The organism is Tolypothrix tenuis PCC 7101 (assembly GCF_963874875.1).
Lineage (GTDB): Bacteria > Cyanobacteriota > Cyanobacteriia > Cyanobacteriales > Nostocaceae > Aulosira > Aulosira tenue.
Genome location: NZ_CAWNJS010000001.1, coordinates 7,014,203 through 7,039,491, shown reverse-complemented (window position 1 = coordinate 7,039,491; position 25,289 = coordinate 7,014,203). Strand labels below are relative to the sequence as shown.

The window sequence follows — 25,289 nt, the reverse complement described above, 5'->3', positions numbered from 1 at the left end:
AAATTAAATCTCATTAAGGAAAAATCTCGATGACCTTAGCTGATTTTAAACCCTCAATTACACAGTCTTTTTCACAGTCCAAGGCTTTACAAAAAAAGAGCCATGCTCTAATTCCTGGTGGTGCTCATACTTACGCTAAAGGTGATGACCAATTTCCCGAAGATGCACCAGGCTTTATTGTGAAAGGTCAAGGGTGTCATGTCTGGGATGTTGATGGTAATGAATTTATTGAATATGGTATGGGTTTGCGTGCCATTACTTTAGGACACGCTTATCCGGCTGTGGTAGAAGCAGCTTATCAGCAAATGTTGCTGGGTAATAACTTCACCCGTCCGGCAACCATTGAAGTAGAATGTGCTGAACAGCTTCTGAGTTGGGTTCCTGGCGCAGAAATGGTGAAATTTGCCAAGGATGGCTCAACGGTAACTACAGCCGCAATTACTCTGGCTAGAGCATATACAGGAAGGGATATGGTGGCTATTTGTGGCGATCATCCCTTCTTTTCCTATAATGACTGGTTTATTGGCAGCACTCCTATGTCTGCGGGGATTCCTCAAGTGGTTCAAGATTTGACAGTGAAATTCACTTTTAATGACATTGAAAGTGTAAAAGCTCTGTTTGCAAATCATCCCGGAAAGATTGCTTGTGTCATTTTAGAACCCGCTAAATATGAACATCCAGCCAACGGTTTTCTTTATGAGTTACAAAAACTCTGTCAGGAAAATGGCGTGATTTTCATCTTAGATGAGATGATTACAGGCTTCCGTTGGGCTGGGGGAAATGCCCAAAACTGCTACAATATCGTTCCCGACTTATCGACATTTGGTAAAAGCATGGGTAATGGTTTCGCTGTTTCCGCACTGGCTGGGAAACGCGAAATTATGGAACTAGGCGGAATTTATCACGATAAAGAGCGCGTATTTCTGCTATCTACTACCCACGGAGCCGAAAACCACGCCTTAGCTGCGGCGATCGCGACTATGAACACTTTCCGGACAGAAGGTGTAATCGAGTATCTGTATCAGCAAGGAGAAAGATTATCTGCAGGGATTAAGCAGGCGATCGCAGCTTATGGATTGGAAGATTACTTCCAAGTTGCGGGACTTCCTTGCAATTTAGTTTATGGCACTCGCGACCAAAACAAACAACCATCCCAAGCATTTAGAACTCTCTTTATGCAAGAAACTATTAAACGCGGGTTGATTCTACCTTCTTTAGTGGTTAGCTACTCCCATAGCAATGAAGATATTGATTTCACGATTGAGGCTATTGGGGAAGCTTTAAAGGTTTACCGCCAAGCTCTAGAATATGGAATTGATGAGTATCTAATTGGCCGTCCAGTTAAACCTGTGTTTAGAAAATATTGTTAGCAGACTGTAGAGATGTTTCATGTAACGTCTCCACGATGTGATATTTCAAATTCCTGATGCAAGTTGTTATTTAGCTTTTAGGTGGAGAAGTTCTGAGGTTACATCTATACATCCAGCGCTTTCCATGTTCATGGCATACACAGTTTAAACAGTAAATTCTGGTAAGGGCACAACAATGTTCATACATGTCAACTTAAGCTAAAAGCTATATACGGCACGTGTTGTACAAATACCTCGCGCCCTCATCCCCTAACCCCTTCTCCCGCAGGAGAAGGGGAACTAAATCTCTTGCTCCCCTCTCCTCGTGGGAGAGGGGCTGGGGGTGAGGGCAGAACGTTGTCGCCAAGCGGGTTTCACGTTAAGTTGACACCAATGAATAATGTTGTGCCCCTACTGTGTTGATTAAAAATGAGATTATCCCAGGGAAATTATCATGGTAAATCTTCAAGAACCTGTAGAGACCAAGCTAGAAAAGGCTGTAAACAGCAGTGATATAGCTCAAGAAATATATCAATTAATTACTGAACTTTATCCTATCTGCCGCAGTATTACAGGTGATGGGTTTAGAAAAACTCTCAGGATTTTGCAACAGCATATTCCGCTATCAGTGCATGAAGTACCAACAGGAACGGAAGTTTTTGATTGGAAAGTTCCTAAAGAATGGAATATTAAAGATGCTTATATTAAAAACTCTCAAGGTGAAAAAATTGTAGATTTTGCAAATTTAAATTTACACGTTGTTAATTACAGTATTCCTGTACATCAAAAGATATCTCTTGATGAATTAAAATCACATTTATTTACACTGCCCGATTATCCTGATTGGGTTCCTTACCGGACTTCCTATTACAAAGAAAGTTGGGGATTTTGTCTTAGTCATAATCAGTTTTTACAACTGCAAGATGAAGAATATGAAGTATGTATTGACTCATCTTTAGAACCGGGAAATCTGACTTATGGTGAGTATTTTATTCCCGGAGCCAGCAGCGAGGAAGTGTTGATTTCTTGTCACGCCTGTCATCCTTCGCTGTGCAATGATAACCTTTCGGGAATTGCGATCGCAGTTTTTCTCGCTAAACGACTCAGCCAAACTAAAAATCACTATTCCTATCGATTTGTTTTTATACCGGGAACTATTGGTTCAATTACTTGGCTATCTGTAAACGAAGCAAATGTGCATCGCATCAAACATGGTTTAGTTTTAACTTGTTTGGGAGATGCAGGTAACTTTACTTACAAAAAAAGCCGCAGAGGTAATACCGAAATTGATGAGATTGTCAGTTATGTGCTGAACAACTCAGGTCACAATTATAAAATTATTGACTTTTTTCCCTATGGCTATGATGAGCGACAATATTGTTCACCAGGGTTTAATTTAGCTGTAGGTTGCTTTATGCGATCGCCTCATGGTAGCTTCCCGGAATATCACACCTCAGCTGATAATTTGGACTTTGTCAAACCACAATATCTAGCTGATTCTTTTGCTCAATGTGTTTCTATATTACATATTCTTGATAGTAATCAAGTTTACGTTAACCAGAAACCCAAATGTGAGCCACAGTTAGGGAAAAGAGGTTTATATCGGTCAGTTGGCGGGCAAAAAGATAGCGGATTAAATGAAATGGCTATTTTGTGGGTTTTGAATTTAGCTGATGGCGATCATACTCTGCTGGATATTGCTAAAAAATCGGGAATGCCATTTGATGATATTAAAACTGCGGCGGATAGATTATCGCAAACTGATTTGTTGAAAAAGGAAATTTTGCAGCATAAAGCAACCACAATCTAATGTTGTTGTAGCTCAGATTGTTGGAAATTAAATTTATCTCGATTTAATACCTGCTATTTTCTGGAATTCGCAATTTAGCTGTAGTAGTCATTAATTATAGTGGCTTGCAACTAAATAGTTGGATTTCAGAATAAAGATTATCAGAATATAAAAGGAAAGTCCATGAACGGGAATCAATCAGTAAAAGAAGGACAATTAACTCAAGCAGCTTTTGATCTAGTAAGAGCAATCAATCAAGCTACAGATGAAAATCTGCCAGGGAAACTAGCTGGAATAGTAAAGATTCATGCAGGAATTGGTGTCGGTTGCATCTTTATTCCTGTACCTGGTGCAGATTTATTTGCAGCTTTTGGTAATACATGGACGATGTATGTACGTATCAATAGAGAGCTTGATTTGCCTTTTACCAAAAACCTAGTCAAAAGCATTGCCACAGGGATTGTGTCTAATTTGGCATCGAATGCGGCAGTACTAGCAGTCTTTGGACTAGGATCTGCTCTGAAGTTTTTACCTGGGGCTGGTACAGTTGCTTCTTATGCTTTAATGAGCGCAACTGTTTATGGAGCTACGATCGCAGCAGGTTATATCTATATGAAAGCACTTGCAGCTTTACTTAAAAACAGAGGTGCAGGACAAGTTAAAGAAGAGGATCTCAAAGCAGCAGTCGCCAAGGTTATGGACGATAAGGAAACTATTCAGTCTATCTTTAAAGCTGCGAAAGAAAGTTATACAGAAGCTGATTCTGATTTAAGTAGTTTGGCGCAGGAATTAGCTGAACTAAAACAAAAAATGCAGCAAAATGCAGTTACATCAGAACAGATAGATGCTGTCGGAGAGATTGCAGCAGCAGAAATGGCAGCACAGCGAAATGATAAGCCCAAGACATTTAAACGACTCAAGAACTCTGGCGAATGGGCATTAGAGAATGCAGATAAATTGGAGCTTAACCTTGCAGCAGCAGCTCTCAGGATGGCCCTTAATCAATAGAGATTTATCTGAGATTCAGGCTCCAAAGGAAATATTACATCAAAACCAAGGTTTTAATCTTTCTGAGAAAACTCATACGAAGTTAAATAAGGTTTGCGACAGATTAATAATATTCTAGAGGGCACGGAATTGCCGTGCCTCTACAATCTGTCACATTCTTTTTTCAAATTGGGAAAAAATCTAGATGCAAAAAATTTAGAATTTCGGTCTTTTACCCTTTTGCTTTTGTTGATACAGATGATTAATTGAGATTTTTAACATTAAATAACGGCTGATTCTAACATTTGAATTGTGCCTGAACTTGCATCAATTTCTACTGGCAAACCCACGGGTACGGTAAATTTATTTTTAATGTGACCAATCATTGAACCGTACCAAGCGGGAATATTCAATGGGCGGATGTGGTCTTGCAAGACTTGCATTAAAGTAAAATTTGGTGCATCACCAACACTGCAATCGGTGCATTGGGCAAAGATAAAACCAGCAATTTGATTAAGTATGCCAGCATTTTTTAACTGTGTAAGCATTCGGTCTACACGATAAACATCTTCGCTGATTTCTTCAATAAATAAAATGCTGTTGTGCCAAGCAGGAAGGTACATTGAACCTATCATTGCTGAGAGGACAGATAGGTTACCGCCGACAAGTTTACCTCTAGCTTTTCCTGGGGTAATTATTTCTATTTTCACTTCCCCAGGGGAGGGATTTTGCATAGTTATAGCTTCGCTATTAAATAGAATGCGCCGAAAGTAATCTACAGTAAACTGATTCCAGGTAGAAGTGGCAACTGGGCCATGAAAAGTAATTAGGCGACTGCGGGCATTAATTGCTAATAATAAAGATGTAATATCGCTGTATCCGAGCAAGATTTTGGGATGATTGCGAATATTAGTGTAATTCAGCCAAGGTAAGAGACGATTGCAACCCCAGCCGCCACGCATAGCAATAATAGCTTTTACCGATGGATCGGCAAACATTGAGTTTAAATCAAAAGCGCGATCGCGATCCTTTCCGGCTAAGTAACCATAACGATCCAAAATATGCTTTCCTAACTTCACTTTTAGCCCTAAATCTGCAATGTTACGCTGTGCAGTGGCTATGTCTTCGCTGTCAACGGTACTGGCTGGGGCGATTAATCCCACAGTATCACCAATTTGCAGATGAGGTGGTTTCAGGGTGCTATTGCGAGATAATTGACCTTGGGCTGTAAAAGGTTGTATCTGGGTAGCTAAAGTTGCTAACCCAACGCTGGTAAGAAATTGTCGGCGGTTGATGTGCATAAATTAGGGATGGGAGGAAGTTATGGCTAAAAAACGCTTTATTATCGAGATGGGCATGGGAGTTGATCAACATGGACAAGAACCCACAGTAGCAGCAGCTAGGGCGGTAAGAAATGCGATCGCACATAATGCGTTACCTGGTGTGTGGGAAGTTGCTGGTTTAAATGACCCCAATGAGATGATTGTGGAAGTTCAAGTAGCAGTACCATACCCAGAACAGGTAAGACAAGAGGAAGTATTAGCAGTATTACCCTTTGGGCGTAAAACTCTGACTGTCGAAGCTGGGGGAATGGTAGTTCAAGGACGCGCAATTGCTTCTCTCAACGATAAAAATGACGAGATGTTAATAGCTGTGGCTGCTGTTCATGTGTTGATTGAAACTGAATAATTAGGTTGGTGGTAATTGGTAATTGGTAATTGGTAATTGGTAATTGGTAATTGGTAATTGGTAATTGGTGATTGGTAATTGGTAATTGGTAATTGGTGATTGGTGATTGGTAAGTGTTTCAAGTCTATTTAAGAAAGTTAAATAACAGCTAAAACCGATATTTTGCACAACTGAAATAGGATTTTTATATGTCAAATGCAACCATTGAAAACGTAGTTGCTGCTTACTTTGCTAATATGGCTAGTATGAACCCTGAAGGCTGGGTAGAAAACTTTGCTGAAGATGCATTAAGCTACGATCCAGTAGGGGAACCACCAGCAAAAGTGCATGAGGGATTCCGTCAGTTTATTGGGCAATTGCAAGCAGTTTTTACAAAACTAGAAGCTACCACTGAGCATATTTTTGTAAGTGGGAATGAAGCAGCAGTGAAGTGGACAATGGAAGGAACTAGCAAAACTGGTAAATCAGTAACTTTTGCCGGAATTACTATTATTGAAATTAACGCCGCAGGTAAAATTCAAACTACTCGCGCTTACTGGAACCCAGCCGCAATGATAGCGCAACTGCGTTCTTAAAAAGGACGGTGCGCTAAAATAGGAAAATTGGGATAAAAATCTCTGGCAGTAAGTTCAACCAACAAATCATCTTTACCACTCCAGCGACAATGTCTCAAGAGCATAATCAATCACTACCACTTCAGCAAATAGCCGGACTCAAAGCAAATCATTTTGCTGATTTAGTTAGGGCGGCACAATTAATTTTTGACCCCGCAGCAGGGCTTTCTGGAAGATATGTGAAAGTTGACTGGCGAGAATTTGGTATTCCCCTTGATGTAGTGGAAAATCTGAAATTACTCGGTGAACAATATCGCTATTCTTCTCCCCACATTCCTATAGAAAATATTTGGAGTCAATTAACTCCAGAAACTCGGATTTGGTTCATGGAACATAAAGATGAGTTATGGCAATTTGAGGAAGCTTTCCCCGCACTTGATGAAGATTAGAGAGAGACGCGATTAATCGCGTCTCTACAAGAAGTAGGGTGCGTTAACGAAGTAACGCACCTCTTCCAAAGTTTTTGATGCTACATAGTAGTCTGCCAACTCAAAAATGTTAGATGGAGGTTGGGGAAAGGTTAAAGGGAAAAGGGTAAGGGAGAAAAACCTTTCCCCTTTGCCCCTTCCCCTTTACCCCGCCAAGTTGCCTTGGCTTACTAATAGTGCGATCGCATGATCTGTTGTGCGTATTAAACTAAGAAAAAAGCGCACATCGATGAATCATAGCTTTAGTGTTGCTCCTATTGTTGAGGAATCAACTGCTGCAAATCCTATTGATGCTCAACAACATCTCTTTGTCAAGCAGTTAGCTGTTTTGATTTTAGAAATGCTGCTGGCGTTACCTTTAGGTTTCAGCCTTGCTAGGTTGAATATTGGGGGAATAGTTTGGATATTTGGGGGTATTGCGGCGGGTACTATAGTTTTACAGATTTGTCGGATTTTTTGGCAATATTACCCCAAGCCTAACCGGATTGCGAGAAAAGCTGGTATGGCGCTGGTGGGGCTAACGGTGGGTGCTTCCAGTAGTCATAGTGATTTAGCCAGTGTTGCGTCTGGAATTCCCATATTCATTTTATTAACAATTTTTCTGTTACTTTGTGGCATCTGTATTGGCTATATTTATTCGCGCCTCAGTCAAACTAATTTATTAACAGCAATGCTGGCGACAGTTCCCGGCGGAGTGGGAATTATGGCAGCGATCGCAGCCGATTATAATAAAAATGTCACCTTAGTGGCGCTAGTTCAAGCCTTGCGGGTAACAAGCGTAGTTTTTCTGATTCCTTTGATTGCGAGAACCACATTTAGCAGTTCTTGGAATCAACAAGCTATTTCCATGCAAAGCAATTTACTCAATTTTGAGCCATCGCAATTAGGATTACTTTTATTAGCACTGGGGGTAACCGCCTTAGTAGTTTATTTGGCGATATTCTTGAAGATTCCCGCAGGCGATTTTTTTGGTGCTTTGGTGATTGGGGTAGCATTTAACCCAGTGCTAAATTTAGTGCCTATCGCATCTGGTTTGCATTTTACTGCACCACCACTAATCAATTTAGTTGGGCAAATGCTGTTAGGAATTACCATTGGGGAATATTGGGGAGATAAACCTAGCTTCAATGCCAAAACTATCGGCTATGCAGTCATGTCTGTAGCTATGACTTTAATTGCAGGTGCGATCGCTGCTATGCTGGCTATGCAATTAACATCTTGGGATTGGTTAACTTGTCTGTTGGTAACAGCCCCAGGCGGTTCCGCAGAAATGATTCTCGTTGCCTTGGTATTGAATCATAATGTGGAAGTTGTCACCGCAGGTCATTTAGTCAGATTAATTGCAATTAACAGTTCCCTACCTATTTGGTTATTTCTGTTTCGCCGGCTTGAAAGCCAATCGTAGGATGCGTTGTCGGGTAGCGCATCACCAGCCAAGTGGAGGAGGAATACAATTCCCGGATTTCTCTTTGAAAAATGGATAATGTAATTTCTGGAAGTCCCTAATACCATTTGACTTTAAGCATGATTCCTATACATGGGTAGGGGCACGGCACCAGTAAGATAATTGAATATACCAAAAGATTGTGGATGCCCAGTGGTGTCAACTTAACGTGAAACCCGCTCTTGTTCAAGGTTTCGCCCTCACCCTGTGCCCCTCTCCCACCAGGAGCTACGGTGTATACACAAATCGAAGTTATTTTGAGATCCGGGTTTTACCCCCCTTAATCCCCCCTTGCCAAGGGGGGAAACAAGAAAATCTAGTTCCCTCACGCCACTTGCTACAACGGGGAGGCAGCCGCGTGGGCGGGTTTCCCGACTTGAGCGGACTGCCGTGGGAACCCCCCTTCGGGTTCGCCAGTCGCCTGTGGAGGGAAACCCTCCCGCAGCGCTGGTCTCACCGCAACGCAGTGGCTCCCCTTTCCAAGGGGAGGGTTAGGGTGGGGTAATTCGAGGAATGGTAGTGATTCGATAACTTGTGTGTACACCGTAGCCCACCAGGAGAGGGGAGCAAGAGATTTAGTTCCCCTTCTCCCTGAGGGAGAAGGGGTTAGGGGATGAGGGCGCGAGGTATTTGTACAACGCCCGCCCTATATAGCTTTTAGCTTAAGTTGACACCAATGGTGGATGTTCCCTACATGGAATTTATCTGTCGCAAATATTATTGAAATTGATACAAGGGGAAGAAAGAAAAATATTCTTGGTGGAATATTAAGATGATCTCGAAACCCTGAAGCTTCTACAGCTTGCGCGGAACATGGAAACGTTAAAGCTGAAGCTTCTACAACTTGCGCGTAATACGGAAACGTTAAAGCTGAAGCTTCTACAACTTGCGCGTAACACGGAAACGTTAAAGCTGAAGTTGATTCTGGGAAAGCGGAAGCTGCTACAACTTGCGCGAAACACGGAAATGCTAAAGCGGAAGCTGATTTTGGGAAAGCGTAAGTTGATTCTGGGAAAGCGGAAGTTAATTCTGAGAAAGCAAAAAGATAAGGTGCGTTAGCCTGCGGCGTAACACACCCTACCAAAATAATTACGAATTACGAATTACGAATTACCTATAGTCTTGGCGTTGAACATCGCGTAAACGTGCAGCATCACGCATATTGTAATCAGCACGGGTAAAGCGATTTAACTGGGCTTCAAAAAATTCCCGGTTTGCTTGCAAATGCTTGGGATTGGTGTCATCTAAAGGATATAACAATGCTGTGCGTAATGCTTGAATTACCGCCGAAGTTACATTGTACATGGAACGTTGGAAACTAACGCCCAACTGAATCAACATATCTTCTTCGCCACGACAATATTTTTGGTAATAATCAACCAAATATTGAGGCAAGAAGTGCAGCATATCTTGCATTAATAATGTGGGTGGGATACCAGCAGTACCTACTGGGAAGACATCAGCGTAAAGAATGCCATAGTGGAAATCTTTTTGGTCATCAGGTACTTGCCCTGCTTGAGCATTATAAGATTTTGTCCCACGGAAAGGTGCTGTACGGTAGAAAACTGCTTCTACGTAAGGTAATGCTGCTTCGTATAGCCAGGTGAAACCCTTAGATTTGGGAATGATTTCGTAGCATTCGCCATCTATATATACATGATGATAAATTGGACGACCTGCGATCGCAAAAATCCCATTTATCAAAAAGTTCATTGCATCTGGTACACCTTTAAACCCGCCTTCGTCGTAAATATCCGACATTTCAAAGAACACGGGGGCCATGACTTCCCAGAACAAGCCCAGGTTAGAGTAATATGACATCTGGCGGCACTGTTCGATGAACATATCAGGGAACATCTTGTGCAGCGCCAACATTACCGGGTTGCCTTTGAAGTAAGCTTTAATTGCCCTATCAGCGTTAGCTCTATATTCGTCCGAATCTAGGTAAGCGTCAAACTGGTTTACTGGTGCGTACATTTGACGATGCCAAAGCATAGCCCGCATACAAGCTTCAGCAAACTCCATGTTAACGCGATCGTGGAATAAATGGTGAAATAATGTTGGCATTTTGCCAGTTTCACCCTTTTCCATAAATGCTAATAACTCAGGATGGGCTGTAGCTGGGCCACGCCAAATGCGTAAATCGGCATCATCACCTGCATAATGATTATGGAGGTCTAAATATTCTTTAGGTAAGAAGTATTTAAAGAAGGGAAAGGGATTTAAAAACTCGCGTTCTGCAATATAAAGTAAATCCCGCCAGTAGAAATCCATCGGCACTGCATAAGCTTTATAAATACCGATAATTTGCATCAAGTTTTCTGGCGTATCTGGTAGCATAGAACCGCCAGCTTCTAAGCGATGAATTACTTCCGCAAATTCATGACGGGAAGGAGGTAATTTAGTAGTTTTATCAACAGTTGCTGTCATATATAAATGCCGTTGGAGTTGTAAGATTTTGTTATCTTGTAGAGACGCGATTCATCGCGTCTTGACAATGTCATTTGTGATGACTATGATGCAATTTCGTCTTTTTGTATTAATAGTTGTTCGCGTAATTTTAGGGCGTGAAAAATGCTTAATACATCATGTGTCCACACAGGCAGAATCATTGTCATGGCAATTTCTTCGATACTGTAGACTACGCCAGCAATACAAGTTAGCCAAAGAGAAATTCCTGCATAGTTAAAGCCGAATAAAGAAATAATGGCAATGGCAAGAGTGATGCCCCAAAATTTAGCTGAGTAGGTGTGATAGCTAGCAGGTTTACCATATTTCACTAAATTCACTATCCACCATACCAATTGAGCAAATACCACTGTGAGTAAAGGCAATTGATAAGCAATTAAAACATCTTGATGTACTAGCCAAGCACTCACAAATATGCAACTAAAAAGGCAAACATCCGCCCAGCTATCAGCTTGTCTTAATTCAGCAGTACTCACACCAAGTCTTCGGGCAATAATGCCATCAAAAATATCTGAGAGGAAGGCGGCGACAAAGCCAACAATGAACCAAATACTAGTTGTACCATCAAGGGCATCCCAGAGGAGAAAAGGCGCAATTAAAAAGCGAAATAGTACCAGTCCACTGGGAATTAATTTCAGGTTCATCCTTCCTCCTAATCTTGGTGCATAAGTCCTTATAAAAATCCTAAATCATTACGAAAAATCTCTCTTTTTTTCTTCCTTTGTGTACTTTGCGCCTTTGCGGTTCGTTGTTAAAATAATTCTCACGCAAAGGCGCAGAGGCGCAGAGAGAAGGAGGAGTTATGGTTTTACAGCGAGTTCCGAGTTAATGGTTCTTTCCACTGCGGGAATTGCAGCTACCATTGCGGTAGTTGTGGGTTCACTCCAACGCACTAACCAAGTTGGTTGCACTCCCAAAAAGATAATTAAAGCTGCCAAAATTAACGCAGGTGTTTTCTCAAACCATTCGACTTTGGGATAGTAAGCTGAGTTGTCGAGTCTACCAAAACAGGTGCGGTTAAGCAGGATGACAAAATAAACCGCAGTTAAACCACTCGCAACTACACACAAGATTGTGGAGATGGGAAACGCTGAGAAACTTCCTTGGAAAACGATAAATTCTGCCACGAAACCTGTTAAACCGGGAATACCCGCACTCGCCATTCCGCTTAATACCAGCAAAGCACTAATTAAAGGTAAACCCCGAATTGGACTCATTAAACCATTGAGTTTATCCAATTCTCGAGTTCCAACTTTGGTTTCTACAACCCCCACCAAATGGAACAAAATAGCGAGAATTAAACCGTGGCTAAACATTTGAGCGACAGCACCAACCAACGCTAAGGAAGTACTAGCAGCACCAGCTAGCAGGATGTAACCCATGTGACCGATGGAACTGTATGCTACCATGCGCTTGATATCTTTTTGCGCGATCGCGACTACAGCCCCATAAATTGCACTCACTGCACCCCAAATTGCCAATGTTGGTGCAAAGGTACTCCAAGCTTCGGGAAACATTCCCATCCCAAACCTTAAGAGTCCGTAGGTTCCTAGCTTTGCTAACACACCACCCAACAAAATCGCAATCGGTGCAGAAGCTTCCACGTAAGCATCAGGTAACCAAGTATGGAAGGGAACCAAGGGAATTTTGATACCAAAACCTAAGATAATTCCTGCAAGTAGGAGGAATTGTAATACAGGAGATATTGTTTGCGTAGAAACTGCATCAAAGGCAAAGCTGGTAGAACCAGTTAGCCACACCATACCCAAGAAAGTTGCTAAGATTAACGCCCCAGAAACAGCAGTATAAATCAGGAATTTAATCCCTGCGTAAGCGCGTTTTTCCCCTCCCCAAATAGAAATTAGTAAATAGAAGGGAATTAATTCTAGTTCGTAGAACAAGAAGAATAGCAGTAAATTCTCCGCTAAAAATGCACCTGCTACGCCACCACTCACTAATAAAATTAGCGAATAAAACAGCCTTGGTCTTTGGGTTTCTTTGCTGCTGCTGTAAATAGCAATCCAGGTAAGTAGGCTATTTAAAACCAGCATCAATATCGAAAGCCCATCAACACCTAATTGATAGCTTAAACCAAGAGTTTCATTCCAAGGTAGATACTCTTGAAATTGCATCCCTGGGTTGCTGATATCAAATTTGAACAGAATAAAAATATTCCAAAGTAAAGATATAGCAGCAAAGTATAAGGCGCTTAACCTTACAGTATTGGCAGGTAATTTTTTAGGTATGACTGCGATGATAGCCGCCGCCAAAATCGGGAGCCAAATCAGAACACTTAACATGGCAATTTGGGTAATTGAGTAAACAGGAGAAATTTCAATATTCAAAAGAGATTAGGGAAATGGGAGCATAGGGTAGACAAGAAAGCAGAGAAGAAATAACTATTGCCCAATGCCCAATGCCCCATGCCCAAAATCTAACTAACTAAACTGACTTTGCCAGTGTCTAAATCATAGTAACCACCAACTATTTTCAGTTTGTTTTCTTTGATTAAACCAGCAAGAACTGGCGATGATTTCAACTTCTCAATTTGCACTAAAACGTTAGCTTTACAAGCATTTTCTAATTTATCCCCAGGTTTTCCTTGAGATTGCTCTACACCAGGTTTAATAGCAGCTAATAAACTCCCAATTTCTCCTGGTACTGCGGCACCTTTAATAGTTGCATCTACAGCCCCGCATCTTTCATGACCTAGTACTAAAATTAGTTTAGAACCTAAAACTAAGCTACCAAATTCTAAACTACCAGTTTCTTCTGGTGTGGCAATATTACCAGCTACACGACAAACAAATAAATCTCCTAATCCCTGGTCAAAAACTATTTCTGAAGGGACTCGGGAATCTGCACAACCAAGAATTGAGGCAAAGGGATTTTGACCTTTGGCAACTTCTTGCAGGCGTTTTAAACTTTGATGGGGATTGCGTTTTTTGGCTTTGACAAATCGATCATTGCCGTCTAGTAATTCTTTTAATGCTGCATCAGGCGTAATCTCTTTCTTATCTTGTGCCGAGACTCTTTCTGGTGCAGCTAAATTTGCACCTAATCCGGCTGCTAATACTCCTGAACTAACTGCACCTGCACCTAGTTTCAGTAAATTTCTGCGAGAAAAATTAGTTTGGTTATATTGCTTTTTCATTATCTTTCCTCCCAACACAACACCAGGTTTCAAAAATTAAATGGTCTTCAAAAATCGATTAGGATAAAATCTTTCGTCCCAGTCCCCCATCTCCAATCCCCAGTCCCCAGTCCCCAATCCCCAGTCCCCAGTCCCTAATACCTAAAACATCAAATCCAAAAACTGTACTCCCCAGAATGGCCAAGTTACCCACATACCAAATACGCCAACGCCTAACAGCACAGTAAAGGCATAAAATTGGGTTTGACCAGATGTACTATATTTCAAACCTTCGCCAGTTAATAGTGAGAACAAACCAACCAAATTGACGATACCATCGACTACAAAACGGTCGAGCATATCGGCAAATTTAGAAAGTTGGGCGACGCTGAAAATAATCGTCATCCGATAGATTTTTGGGGTGTAAAAATCGTAAGCCAACAAGTTTTGTAAAGGTTGCCAAGGTAGGCGAATTGGTTTAGGAATATTCCCGAGATAAATTACGCCAGTTACACCACAGCCAAACACACTTGACCAAATTAATAACAGTGCAACATCCTTATTCAGAATTACCCAACTGGGTAGTAATGATAAGCTTTGCAACACTAAAGGTAGGTGTAAGACGAAGCCTAGTAGAATCACCATTGGCAACACCATAGGCCAATGTACTTCAGGCGATCGCTCACTCATCTGTTTGGGTTTACCAGCAAAAATCAAACCGAATTCTCTGGTTAAACTCACAGCAGTTAAAGCGTTCACAGCTATCACCACACCCACCAACACAGGTTGAGTTCCCCACAGTCCATCGATTAATTCCATCAACGCCCAAAAGCCGCCTAAGGGGGGAAAGCCGATTAATCCCAATGTTCCCACAATAAATGCGATCGCAGATATTGGACGACGTGACCATAGCCCACCCAATTGGGTAACATTTTGGGTAATGCTGTTCCAAATAATGCCGCCAGTACTCATTACTAGCAGTGCTGCTGATACCGCATTAGCCAGTACTAACAACAGTGCAGCTTCATCTTGTCTTGTACCTACTGCGATAAACACCAAACCCATGTAAGCGCTGACAGAGTAGGATTGACAGCGTTTAATATCAATTTGCGCGATCGCAATTAAGGAAGCACCAATGGCGGTAACTGCACCAATTGCTACCAAGGCTGAAGAAACGAAAGGTGACAAAGTTAACACTGGTTGCAATTTAATCAGTACCCATGCACCACTCGCAACTACCACCGAGTTCCGCAAAATTGTACTGGGAACCGGGCCTTCCATCGCCTCATCCAACCACAAATGCAGGGGGAATTGAGCGCATTTACCCATTGGCCCTGCAATCAAGGCTAGACCTACTAGTGTAATCACAGTGGGGTCAACATTTGCAGTTGTCGCCCATTCAGCTAATTCTGTGTAATTCCAAGTTCCAGCTAAAGGCCATAATCCCAGCACACCCATCAGTAGGAACAAGTCACCCACCCGTTTGGTCAGGAAAGCATCTCTAGCACCACTAACTACCAACGGCTGGCTAAACCATAACCCTACTAGCAAGTAAGTTCCTAAAGTCAGAACTTCTAGAATTACATAACTAAAGAACAAGTTATTACACAAAGCTAGGGCACATAATCCCGCTTCAAACAATCCTAATAAAGAATAGAAGCGTCCCCAACCCCAATCCATTTCCATGTAACCAATGGCGAAAATTTGCGCTAAACAATTTAAGCCAGTGATTACAGTTAATGCTCCCACACTAATAGAAGAAATTTCTAAAGCGATGGTAAGATTTAATCCAGCTGTAGAAAGCCAAGGAATAAATACCTCTACAGGTGGTTGATTCCAAGTAGCAATAAATGCGATCGCACTATGCAAAAACGCTAGAGATGTCATTACCAAATTGACATAACCAGCAGGTCTAGGGCCAGTGCGGCGAATGATCCCTGGCGACCAGGGAACCGCTAACAGCCCACCTATTAACGCATATAACGGAACTAGCCACACAGTCTCCACCAGAAACTGAGCCATGAACTTACCTCTATAACTTCCAGCACAACCTTGGGGTTGTGAATCAAATAGCTTTGATCCCCACCAACCCAGCTATCACCAATACTTCAATTTTATTTTTGCTTAATTTTGTTAGGAATAGCTTACCTTTATCTATGACAAAAAGGAAATACTTCAAATAAATAAATGATCGATACGTGCTCTAATTAATTCTTATAGGTGAACTTTATTCAAATAACCGATAACAACTATTGATTTATATCTATGAATTATTCTCGAAATAAACCAATAGTAATCATCAATAATTTCAATTGACATAAATGACAAGAGACGCTGTTGATTGCGTCTCGATCAATGTTTATATCTTTAGGAAAATAAAACGAGTAAATTTTTAGTGCCAACTAGTAGCCATAATTGCTGGTGGTTGGTTGAGTTGGCTAATGGGGGCGGGTTTCATGTCGCGGTAGTCGAGGATTTGGACGATGATGAGGTAGGCGATCGCTAAAATAATCGATATCGCACCTGTAATAATGGCAATGATTTTCGAGCGTTCCATTAATCTTTCCGGTAAATGAATGTTTATCCTGTGCCGATAGGGTTCTCTATTGCATAAAATACAAACCATTCGTAGGGGCGTAGCATTGCTATGCCCTATTGTGTATTGCATCGAAACGAGAACCGCTATATATCCACATTGCCACAGACCACACATTTACTCATATATATATGAATGCGATGCGTAGCCATTGAGCATCAGAGCATGGCATTGCCCATACGTGTCAACTTAAGCTAAAAGCTATATACGGCGCGTGTTGTACAAATACCTTGCGCCCTCATCCCCTAACCCCTTCTCCCCCGGGAGAAGGGGAACTAAATCTCTTACTCCCCTCTCCCACGAGGCTATCCATTACCCGGATCTTTCTCAACAAAACTACAATTTACTTAAAAATAGCTAGAAAGCTGAGTAGGTATAGTTTTGTCATGGGAAGTAAAAACGGGTAATGGAAGATGGAAAAGTGGGCATCAGAAGAATTGAGACAAGCAGACTTAGGAGATGCAAGAAGAAATAAACGTTTAATAAGGATAGTGGAAGATTTAGCAGCACAACCTAGTGCGAGCATACCGCAAGCTTGTGGAAATGTAGCAGCAACCACAGCAGCGTATGATTTTTGGAATTCACCATACTTTGAAGCAGATGATATTAGGAATGCCCATATCAAAAGTACAGTCTCTAGAATCAAAGAACATGAGACAGTGTTGATGATTCAGGATACAACAAATATAGATTTGACAAAACATCCAGCGACAAGAGGAATTGGTTATCTAGATCATAGAAAAAGCTTGGGATTAAAAGTACATACAGCGTTTGCAGCCAGTACAAACGGAGTACCACTGGGAATCATTAATCAACAAGTTTGGACAAGAGATATAGAAGATTTAGGAATAGCGAAAAAACGCCGTCAACGACAAATACAAGAAAAAGAAAGTCAAAGATGGTTAGATGGATTAGAGAGAACACAAGAGTTTGTGCCCACAGAAACAACAGTTGTCACTATGGGAGATTCCGAAGCTGATATATTTGACTTATTTCGGAAACAACGCCCGAGAAATTCACATTTACTCATCCGGGGAACCCACAATAGAAAAGTCAATCACACAGCCAAGTATTTACATCAAGCAATCCGTGCTACCTCAGTAGGGGGAACATTATTAGTAGAAGTAAAACGTAATCCAGAAGCGGCAGCTAGAACTGCAAAACTAATCATTAAATATGCAACATTTGAAGTAGATGTACCACGGCATCACATAGCACGTTCACAACTTAAACCAGTAAAATTACAGGTGATTTTAGCAGAAGAAGAAAATCCACCAGTAGGTGTTAGCCCGATTAGTTGGCTATTATTAACGACCCTAGAAATTAAGAATTTTTCCGCCGCCATACGTTGCGTCAAATGGTATACCTATCGTTGGTTAATTGAACGCTACCACTATGCTTTAAAAAGCGGTTGTCAAATCGAAGAATTACAACTCGAAACTGCAAAGCGAATCAATATGGCATTAGCTACATATTCAATTGTCGCTTGGCGTTTATTATGGCTCACTTACGAAGCCAGACATAATCCAGATATTAGTTGTGAAACTGTTTTAGAGATATTTGAATGGCAGTCGTTATGCGTACATTTTACTAAAAATCCGATTCCACCTCAAAAGCCACCAACTCTTAGAGAAGCTGTACGTATGATTGCCACTCTCGGTGGTTTTTTAGGGCGCAAAAGCGATGGCGAACCTGGAGTTAAGACTATTTGGCGTGGATTGCGACGATTACATGATATCGCTGCTACTTGGAAATTAGCCCGGCTAACCCACTAGCCAAATCAACAAAATCCGCAAGGGTATGTCAACAACAATCCATATGGATACATATTTTTCTCACTCTGTCAACCACAGCTAAGAATCCTCAACGTGAAATTACTCCTATAAATGGCTTTCAGCTTTGTTAAGAAAGATGTGACTAATGGATAGCCCACCAGGAGAGGGGAGCAAGAGATTCAATTCCCCTTCTCCCTGAGGGAGAAGGGGTTAGGGGATGAGGGTGCGAGGTATTTGTACAACACCCGCCGTATATAGCTTTTAGCTTAAGTTTACACCAATGGGCAGTACCTTACCCCTACAATCTGTAGCATTCTTTTTTTAAATTGGTATTACTTGATCAATAGCCCATTACCCCTTCCCCATTACCCCTTCCCCATTACCCCTTCCCCATTACCCATTCCCACTAACAATCCCAGACCACTGGACTTTTTTCTGCTGTTCTCTGCGGTAAGAGAAGAAATGCTCTGGAGTTTGGTAAGTGCAATAAGGTGCGATCGCAATTTGTTCGTCGCTAATTCCTAAGCTTTCTATCTGCAATGTATTTACCCGCCTTACATCTACCCGGACTTTACCTGGATCTGGATCGGGAATTAATGGGGAATTGGGTAGTTCATGTAAAGCATCAACTATTTTTTGTTCTTCTTCGTGAGTGACGATGCTAGATCCAATTTCCGCAGCCACCTCAACTGAGACTTGGTAAACTTCACCTGCGATCGCAGGCCCCATTGCTATTCGCAAATTTTCCAGCTTGCTACCTTGTGCTTTTAATCGTGCGATCGCTTGGGGGACAATTTTTTTCGCTGTACCCCGCCAGCCTGCATGAATGGCTGCGACTTGTCCGGTTGTGATATCACCAATTAGCACAGGTGTACAATCAGCGCTGGCTACCCACACTGCTTGCAAAGGTTGTTCGCTAACTAAACCATCTGCTGATGCTAACGCTGAATCACCTTCACCATCCACATCATCCCCGCCATTGCTTAACTTATGATCAATTTCTTGCGGGGTAAGCACAGTATTGCCATGAACCTGTTTTAAGCGATAAACTGATGCGTCAGGTTGCAGTACCTGTGTTAATTCTTGTGGTGAACGTGGCCAAAACGGCTGGGTAAAGAAGCCGTGTTGCCAAGGTTCTAGGATACTACAAGTCAGGTAAGGCATTCCTTCCCAATTGCGCCAGTGCCAAGTGTGCATCGTCAACCAAACCTAAACAGAAACATCAAAATTAGCCAGTCAATTAATGCTAACTTGTACAACGGAATTTGGGTTAACTGCGTGAAATTAGATCAGCAATATTTAGAAGCAGCCCTGAAAGCAGGGCGACAGTATTCCTATTTACCATTTTCTCTACACATTTTTGATAGTGTAGCTTCTACTAACCAAACTCTCTGGGGCTTAATAGCAGAGGGCGCTAAACCAGGATGTGTCGTTATCGCTACTCAGCAAACTGCTGGACGTGGACAATGGGGTCGCCAGTGGAGTTCTCCTTCTGGAGGATTATATCTTTCGGTAGCGATTCAGCCTAAACTAGATGCTGCTGATAGTTACCAACTAACTTTAGCAAGTGCTTGGGGAATAGCTTCACAATTACAAAAATGTGGTGTCACTTTGGGGATTAAATGGCCTAATGATTTAGTTTTAGACGGACGCAAACTAGGCGGAATTTTAACGGAAACGAAAATCAATCACGGACAAATTACCCAAGCTGTAATTGGTGTTGGTATTAACTGGGCAAACCCGGTACCGGAAACTGGAATTAACTTGGAATTGTGGCAAGCTTCACAGCTTAATAAAGCGATTCCTTCTCTAGAAATGTTAACTTCTCAAGTTTTATCAGGAATAGAATCCGGTCTGAAGTGCTTATTTGAAGAAGGAGTAAACATACTCTTGTCTGACTATCTGAATTTACTGATTAATATGGGCGATCGCATACACGTCAATCAGCTTGCGGGTACCGTAGTTGGGGTAACCCCTCAAGGTAATTTACGTGTAAATCTCGAAACTTATAATACAAAGGAAGTTATCTCATCAGAAATTTACATTGAACCCGGTACAATCAGTCTGGGTTACAAAAAATCTTCTGTTTAACTTTTAGGTTTGTTTACAATTCAGCTCTTTGGGCAAGACAAACCACTAGCATCATCTGTTTACTTTTATTTACAAAAAACCGAGACAACAAATGACGCAGCTCAATAACTCTGCCCATAAACGTTTGCCAAAAACAACCAAACGCTTTGCCGCAACGCTACCAGCACAGAGTCTCTGTTGGCTGAGTAGCGTTAGCCTTTTAGGTAACGGTTTAGTCTTGGCGCAAACGGAAACATCTATAGATAACATCGTTCCTACTATTGAAAATCCTCAGCCTAGTGCTGCCACAGTTCCTGTTAAAAAAGATACTGTAACTCCAGAAGCTACTCACCCACAGGTAGAATTTTCCGAACGGCGAGTCAGACTGAAAAAGAGATTAAATCGGGAAAATGTTTCTCAATCATCACAGCCAGTCACACCAGCAAAACCAAAAGTAGAAGCGGCTGAACCTGTGATCATTAGACGCGCCCAACCCCAAGTTGAAACCAGCGTTAGAGAAGAAAAACCCAAAACCACAATCGCCACACCTAAGCCTTTACGAACTGTACCGGAAAAACTGCCAGAAGTTGCCACACCAGCCAATACTTCTAAAAGCCCAGTTGGTAGCACGGAAGTTGAACCAAAACAAGATTACAATAACGCCTACATTGACCCCACCGATTACAAAGTTGGCGGTTCTAACTACCAAGCACCCAACTCTGTAATCATCACCGAACGTTCTAGTGGTTGTCGTACTACTTTACCTACAGGACAAGCTATATCAGGTAGTTTTTGTGCGAAACCTAGCAATCAGCGTGTAGCTGAGGGTAGTAGCAAAGCCGCACCCTCTTGGCTCAGAAGAAGCCAAAGCTCTAAGTTAGCAACTGCGCCTGTTGTGAGACCAATTGCCAATACAGCTACCAGCAGCAGATGGCGGAGTCCCCAAGTAGCAGCAGAGAATACTGTGGCAACTCGCATTGCTGCTAGCGTCAATAAGGCATCCTATCATCCCAATCGCTTTATTCCTAACCCCAGCGAATTTGCTCCCACCAAAGTGAGCGAAACTGCAATCGCACCCAGTGGCGGTACATTACCACCCCCAATGGCAGATGGGAATATTGCACCTCGTCCTAGCATGGTGGCTTATGACTTTCCTTTAGCTTCCACACTACCGCAAATCCCCTTCGCCCCCAAAGTCGCCTATAACGGTCAGGGAATGATGTTCCCCTTATCCATCCCCGCACCAATTACCTCATTATTTGGCTGGCGGATTCACCCCATCACAGGCGATCGCCGCTTCCACGCCGGTACAGATTTAGGCGCGCCGATGGGTACACCAGTTTTAGCTGCCTCTAGAGGTCAAGTAGAAAGCGCTGATTGGATGGGTGGCTACGGTTTAGCTGTCACCATCAACCACCCTTCGGCTCAACAAACTCTCTACGGACACTTATCACAAATCTTTGTCCGACCCGGTCAAATGGTCGAACCAGGAACCGTAATTGGTCAAGTTGGTAGCACTGGTAACTCCACAGGCCCCCACCTACACTTTGAAGTCCGCCACCTGACACAAAATGGTTGGGTAGCCACCGACCCCGGCGTATACTTAAACACGGCTTTAAGTACAGTAATTCAACCAGCGCAAACAGCGCAGCTGACCAAGGAACCTGGTAGTTAGGTTGGGGATTGGGGATTGGGGACTGGGGACTGGGGACTGGGGACTGGGGATTGGGAAAAGCAAGGGGGCAGGGAGCAGGGAGCAGGGGAGAAATGATTAATGGCAAACCCCTAACACCAAACACCAATTACCCATTACCCATTACCCATTACCCATTACCCATTACCCATTACCCATTACCCATTACCCATTACCCATTACCCATTACCCATTACCCATTACCCATTACCCCATGCCCAATGCCCAATGCCCCATGCCCAATGCCCATTACAAATACCCATGTTCTGCTAGAAATGCGGGTGTAATGCCATCGGAATGGGAATCTTCGATACTATTAGGGTTAGGTTTGCCGGAATAAAGGAATTTTTCGACGTATTTGCCAAGAATATCTCCCTCAAGATTCACTAAACTGCCAGGGACTAAATAGCGAAGATTGGTTTCGGCGTAGGTGAGAGGTATAACCGCCACGGTAAACTGAGAGAGTTCTGGTTCGTATGCGGCAACTGTCAGGCTAATTCCATTCACGGCAATGCTACCTTTGGGTACAATGTACCGCGCGATCGCCTCAGATGCAATAAAGGTCATTTCCCAAGAAGTCGCTGTTTGTTCTGCTGTCACTAAACGACCTGTACCGTCTACATGACCCATGACAAAATGACCGCCTACTTTGCTTCCTACCCGCAACGAGGCTTCTAGGTTGACATATTTCTGTGGCGTGTCTTCACTTCCTAAAGTCGTGCGGCGCAGGGTTTCTGGGGATGCAGTGGCGATAAAACCATCTTTTAAAATTTCTTCTACTGTCAAGCAAACGCCATCAACAGCTATACTGTCGCCGTAAGCTATATCCTGCATAATTAAATCAGATGACTGACTTACGCAAGTAATTTGCCAAGAATCACCCCCTAAGGGTTTCATCGTTCCCAATGCTTGAATTAATCCTGTAAACACGGCTTTTTTGTGAAACTAACTCTATTTATTGCCTAATCTTGCCGAAAATCCACTGGTAATTATCTGTATAAATGTAGCAAAATCTGGGTATATTTTCTGACGGTATTTAGGTTAAGGATAATCTCACATTAGCATCCAGAACAAGGCATACTTGGGTAAGAAGGATATTGTCGAAATAGACAACTTTGACTTACTCTGGTGTTCACATCAAGTTGGGAGTTTAATAGAAGCAATTATAAAAAACAAATGCCTATGTTTATTCCTGTCCTTAACTTAAACCCTCGAGGGTATTATTTGCTACTACTTAACCAAGTAATTCAAGGAGTGTAGAGGCTGAGCCAATGATTGAAATGAGAGTCGCTGGCATAGCATTAGATGCCATAACCCGCAGCCCCATTGTACTTTTAAAAGATGCATCCGATCGCCGTGCTTTGCCAATTTATATTGGTCAAGAACAGGCTAGGGCAATTGCGGGAGCCATCGAGAGTCAAAAGCCTCCACGGCCTTTAACTCATGATTTAATGGTGAATATTTTAGAAACCTGGAACTTAACTCTAGATAAAGTAATTATTCACTCCTTGCAAAAGGATACATTTTATGCGGCCTTAGTTGTTAAGCAAGGTGAAACCACCAAAGAAATTGATGCGCGTCCTAGCGATGCGATCGCCATTGCTTTGCGGACAAATGCCCCCATTTGGGTAATGGAAGAAGTAATCGCTGATGCTTCTATCCCCGTTGACCGTGACGCTGACGAAGCAGAACAACAAGCCTTCCGGGAATTTATTTCTAATATCCGTCCTGAAGATTTAATCAAGCGCTTTGGTAATAGCGAAAGCTAGAAGAACTGAAGAGCTACAATTTCAAACAGTCACAAGCCTTGATGTATCAAACTTTTGACTTTTGACTTCCGCACAGAGGTACTAGGGGCTAGGGAGTAGGTAAGAGCAATTTTCATATTTAGGTGTGAGATGTGTCCGTCAAGAGTTCGCTGGAAAATAGTATTTGGTGTTTGGTATTTGGCGTTTGCGTTTTAGAGGACAAATGCCAAATGACAAAGCGCAAAGTCGGAGCGGAGGTTCCCTCCGTAGACGCGCAGCGGCTTGCCGCAGGCATCAGAACTTTGTAAGAGAGGACAGATGACAAACGACAAATAAAAAATGCAATATCGACGCTTTGGCAAAACTAATTTGCGCTTGTCCGTTTTTTCTTTAGGAACAATGCGCTACCTAGCTGATGCAGAAACTGCTCGGCAAACTATTGAAAAAGCCTTAGCATTAGGCATTAATCATATAGAAACTGCTAGAGGTTATGGCAAAAGTGAGGAGTATTTGGGTAAAGCACTCCAAGCTGGTTTGTCAGTTCCCCGTTCTCAACTTCACATCACTACCAAAATTCCGCCTACAGCCGATGCTGACACCATGCGTCGCTATATCGATGAATCTCTTGAAAAATTGCACCTAGATTATTTAGATTGCTTGGGGATTCATGGGTTAAATACTTGGGAACATCTAGAAATGGTGCAAGCTGGTTGTATACAAGCTGTGCAAGAAGCGATCGCAGATGGTAGGGTAAAGCACGTTGGTTTTTCTACTCACGGATCGTTAGATGTCATTTTAGCGGCAATCAACACAGATTTATTTGAATTTGTCAATCTGCACTATTACTATTTTTTCCAGCGTCATGCAGCAGCAATACAGCTAGCAGCCTCTAAAGATATGGGGATATTTATCATTTCTCCTGCGGATAAAGGAGGAAGACTTTACACCCCACCCCAAACTTTAACAGACTTATGTCACCCATTTTCGCCCTTAGAGTTAAATTATCGATTTTTATTGAGTGATTCCCGTATTACTACCCTCAGTGTCGGGCCAGCAAATCCAGAGGAATTAATTGAACCTTTGCAAGTTGCTGATCACATTAATGAACTTACAGAAGAAGAAATTTCAGCTTTTCAACGTATAGAAAATCAAGCCAAAACTGCCTTAGCAACTGATAAATGTAGTCAGTGTTTTGCTTGTTTACCTTGCCCAGAAAATATTAATATTCCAGAAGTATTACGGTTACGTAACCTGGCAGTAGCATACGATATGACAGACTATGGCAAATATCGTTATGGAATGTTTGAAAATGCCGGTCACTGGTTTCCCGGAATGAAAGCTAACCGTTGTACAGAATGCGGTGATTGTCTACCCCGATGTCCAGAAGAGTTGAATATTCCCGCTTTATTAGCAGATACCCACGAAAGATTAAGCGGCAAAGCAGGGAGAAGATTGTGGGGGTGAGCGCGTTACACTATTCGTTGAGAGCGATCGCTATCCCTTAA

General features: G+C 42.2%; 21 protein-coding genes. 12 read left to right on the top strand and 9 right to left on the bottom strand.

Translation table 11 applies throughout. The features are described from left to right. Positions 1–29: 29 nt before the first annotated feature. The 3 genes from AACU25_RS27710 (at position 30) to AACU25_RS27700 (ending at position 4,146) form a co-directional block, all read left to right on the top strand. Positions 30–1,370: a glutamate-1-semialdehyde 2,1-aminomutase gene (locus AACU25_RS27710; protein WP_096581184.1), complete on the top strand. Its 1,341-nt coding sequence runs from the start codon at positions 30–32 to the stop codon at positions 1,368–1,370. Between the two features lie 433 nt (positions 1,371–1,803). After that, complete coding sequence (locus AACU25_RS27705) at positions 1,804–3,159, top strand: DUF4910 domain-containing protein (protein WP_096581182.1); 1,356 nt, start codon at positions 1,804–1,806, stop codon at positions 3,157–3,159. A gap of 162 nt (positions 3,160–3,321) precedes the next feature. Then, positions 3,322–4,146, top strand: a complete 825-nt coding sequence (locus tag AACU25_RS27700; protein ID WP_096581180.1) for a hypothetical protein — start codon at positions 3,322–3,324, stop codon at positions 4,144–4,146. A gap of 260 nt (positions 4,147–4,406) precedes the next feature. Here AACU25_RS27700 and AACU25_RS27695 read toward each other — a convergent pair whose 3' ends face one another. Beyond that, the gene (locus AACU25_RS27695) at positions 4,407–5,426 is read right to left on the bottom strand and encodes a S66 peptidase family protein (protein WP_096581178.1); all 1,020 of its coding nucleotides are present in this window, start codon (positions 5,424–5,426) and stop codon (positions 4,407–4,409) included. Positions 5,427–5,448: 22 nt separating this feature from the next. Here AACU25_RS27695 and AACU25_RS27690 point away from each other — a divergent pair, with 22 nt between their 5' ends. From AACU25_RS27690 to AACU25_RS27675, 4 genes are all read left to right on the top strand, one after another. Further along, positions 5,449–5,814: a Lin0512 family protein gene (locus AACU25_RS27690; protein WP_045867512.1), complete on the top strand. Its 366-nt coding sequence runs from the start codon at positions 5,449–5,451 to the stop codon at positions 5,812–5,814. Positions 5,815–6,002: 188 nt separating this feature from the next. Next, positions 6,003–6,389, top strand: a complete 387-nt coding sequence (locus AACU25_RS27685; protein WP_096581175.1) for a nuclear transport factor 2 family protein — start codon at positions 6,003–6,005, stop codon at positions 6,387–6,389. Positions 6,390–6,478: 89 nt separating this feature from the next. Further along, positions 6,479–6,817 (top strand): hypothetical protein, encoded by a 339-nt coding sequence (locus AACU25_RS27680; RefSeq protein WP_096581173.1) that lies wholly within the window; start codon positions 6,479–6,481, stop codon positions 6,815–6,817. Between the two features lie 268 nt (positions 6,818–7,085). Continuing rightward, positions 7,086–8,261 carry an AbrB family transcriptional regulator gene (locus AACU25_RS27675; protein WP_096581171.1) on the top strand — a complete coding sequence of 392 codons (1,176 nt, stop codon included), beginning with the start codon at positions 7,086–7,088 and terminating at the stop codon, positions 8,259–8,261. A 1,149-nt stretch (positions 8,262–9,410) separates the two neighbouring features. On the opposite strand, the gene AACU25_RS27670 is transcribed toward AACU25_RS27675, so the two are convergent. The 6 genes from AACU25_RS27670 to AACU25_RS27645 form a co-directional block, all read right to left on the bottom strand. After that, the gene (locus AACU25_RS27670) at positions 9,411–10,730 is read right to left on the bottom strand and encodes a CO2 hydration protein (RefSeq protein ID WP_096581169.1); all 1,320 of its coding nucleotides are present in this window, start codon (positions 10,728–10,730) and stop codon (positions 9,411–9,413) included. Between the two features lie 83 nt (positions 10,731–10,813). Next, positions 10,814–11,413, bottom strand: a complete 600-nt coding sequence (locus tag AACU25_RS27665; protein WP_096581167.1) for a CDP-alcohol phosphatidyltransferase family protein — start codon at positions 11,411–11,413, stop codon at positions 10,814–10,816. Between the two features lie 156 nt (positions 11,414–11,569). Then, positions 11,570–13,069: an NADH-quinone oxidoreductase subunit M gene (locus tag AACU25_RS27660; protein ID WP_096581165.1), complete on the bottom strand. Its 1,500-nt coding sequence runs from the start codon at positions 13,067–13,069 to the stop codon at positions 11,570–11,572. Positions 13,070–13,203: 134 nt separating this feature from the next. Further along, positions 13,204–13,923 carry a carbonic anhydrase gene (locus AACU25_RS27655; protein ID WP_096581163.1) on the bottom strand — a complete coding sequence of 240 codons (720 nt, stop codon included), beginning with the start codon at positions 13,921–13,923 and terminating at the stop codon, positions 13,204–13,206. 141 nt (positions 13,924–14,064) lie between these two features. After that, the gene (locus tag AACU25_RS27650) at positions 14,065–15,924 is read right to left on the bottom strand and encodes an NAD(P)H-quinone oxidoreductase subunit F (protein WP_096581161.1); all 1,860 of its coding nucleotides are present in this window, start codon (positions 15,922–15,924) and stop codon (positions 14,065–14,067) included. 370 nt (positions 15,925–16,294) lie between these two features. Beyond that, the gene (locus AACU25_RS27645; RefSeq protein WP_190445910.1) at positions 16,295–16,459 is read right to left on the bottom strand and encodes a hypothetical protein; all 165 of its coding nucleotides are present in this window, start codon (positions 16,457–16,459) and stop codon (positions 16,295–16,297) included. 452 nt (positions 16,460–16,911) lie between these two features. Here AACU25_RS27645 and AACU25_RS27640 point away from each other — a divergent pair, with 452 nt between their 5' ends. Beyond that, on the top strand, positions 16,912–18,273 hold the full coding sequence (locus AACU25_RS27640) for an IS4 family transposase (protein WP_096573981.1): 1,362 nt from the start codon (positions 16,912–16,914) through the stop codon (positions 18,271–18,273). A 393-nt stretch (positions 18,274–18,666) separates the two neighbouring features. Here the strand turns inward: AACU25_RS27640 and pgeF are convergent, their stop codons facing one another. After that, positions 18,667–19,470 carry a peptidoglycan editing factor PgeF gene (gene pgeF / locus AACU25_RS27635; RefSeq protein WP_096581159.1) on the bottom strand — a complete coding sequence of 268 codons (804 nt, stop codon included), beginning with the start codon at positions 19,468–19,470 and terminating at the stop codon, positions 18,667–18,669. 81 nt (positions 19,471–19,551) lie between these two features. Between pgeF and AACU25_RS27630 the strand changes: the two genes are divergently transcribed. Together AACU25_RS27630 and AACU25_RS27625 are read left to right on the top strand one after the other, a co-directional pair. After that, positions 19,552–20,364, top strand: a complete 813-nt coding sequence (locus AACU25_RS27630; protein ID WP_096584149.1) for a biotin--[acetyl-CoA-carboxylase] ligase — start codon at positions 19,552–19,554, stop codon at positions 20,362–20,364. A 91-nt stretch (positions 20,365–20,455) separates the two neighbouring features. Then, positions 20,456–22,018 carry a M23 family metallopeptidase gene (locus AACU25_RS27625; protein ID WP_096581157.1) on the top strand — a complete coding sequence of 521 codons (1,563 nt, stop codon included), beginning with the start codon at positions 20,456–20,458 and terminating at the stop codon, positions 22,016–22,018. A gap of 267 nt (positions 22,019–22,285) precedes the next feature. On the opposite strand, the gene AACU25_RS27620 is transcribed toward AACU25_RS27625, so the two are convergent. Further along, positions 22,286–22,966 (bottom strand): riboflavin synthase, encoded by a 681-nt coding sequence (locus AACU25_RS27620; protein ID WP_096581155.1) that lies wholly within the window; start codon positions 22,964–22,966, stop codon positions 22,286–22,288. Between the two features lie 341 nt (positions 22,967–23,307). Between AACU25_RS27620 and AACU25_RS27615 the strand changes: the two genes are divergently transcribed. Then, positions 23,308–23,805 (top strand): bifunctional nuclease family protein, encoded by a 498-nt coding sequence (locus AACU25_RS27615; RefSeq protein ID WP_096581153.1) that lies wholly within the window; start codon positions 23,308–23,310, stop codon positions 23,803–23,805. Between the two features lie 318 nt (positions 23,806–24,123). Continuing rightward, positions 24,124–25,248: an aldo/keto reductase gene (locus AACU25_RS27610; RefSeq protein ID WP_096581151.1), complete on the top strand. Its 1,125-nt coding sequence runs from the start codon at positions 24,124–24,126 to the stop codon at positions 25,246–25,248. Positions 25,249–25,289: the final 41 nt, after the last annotated feature.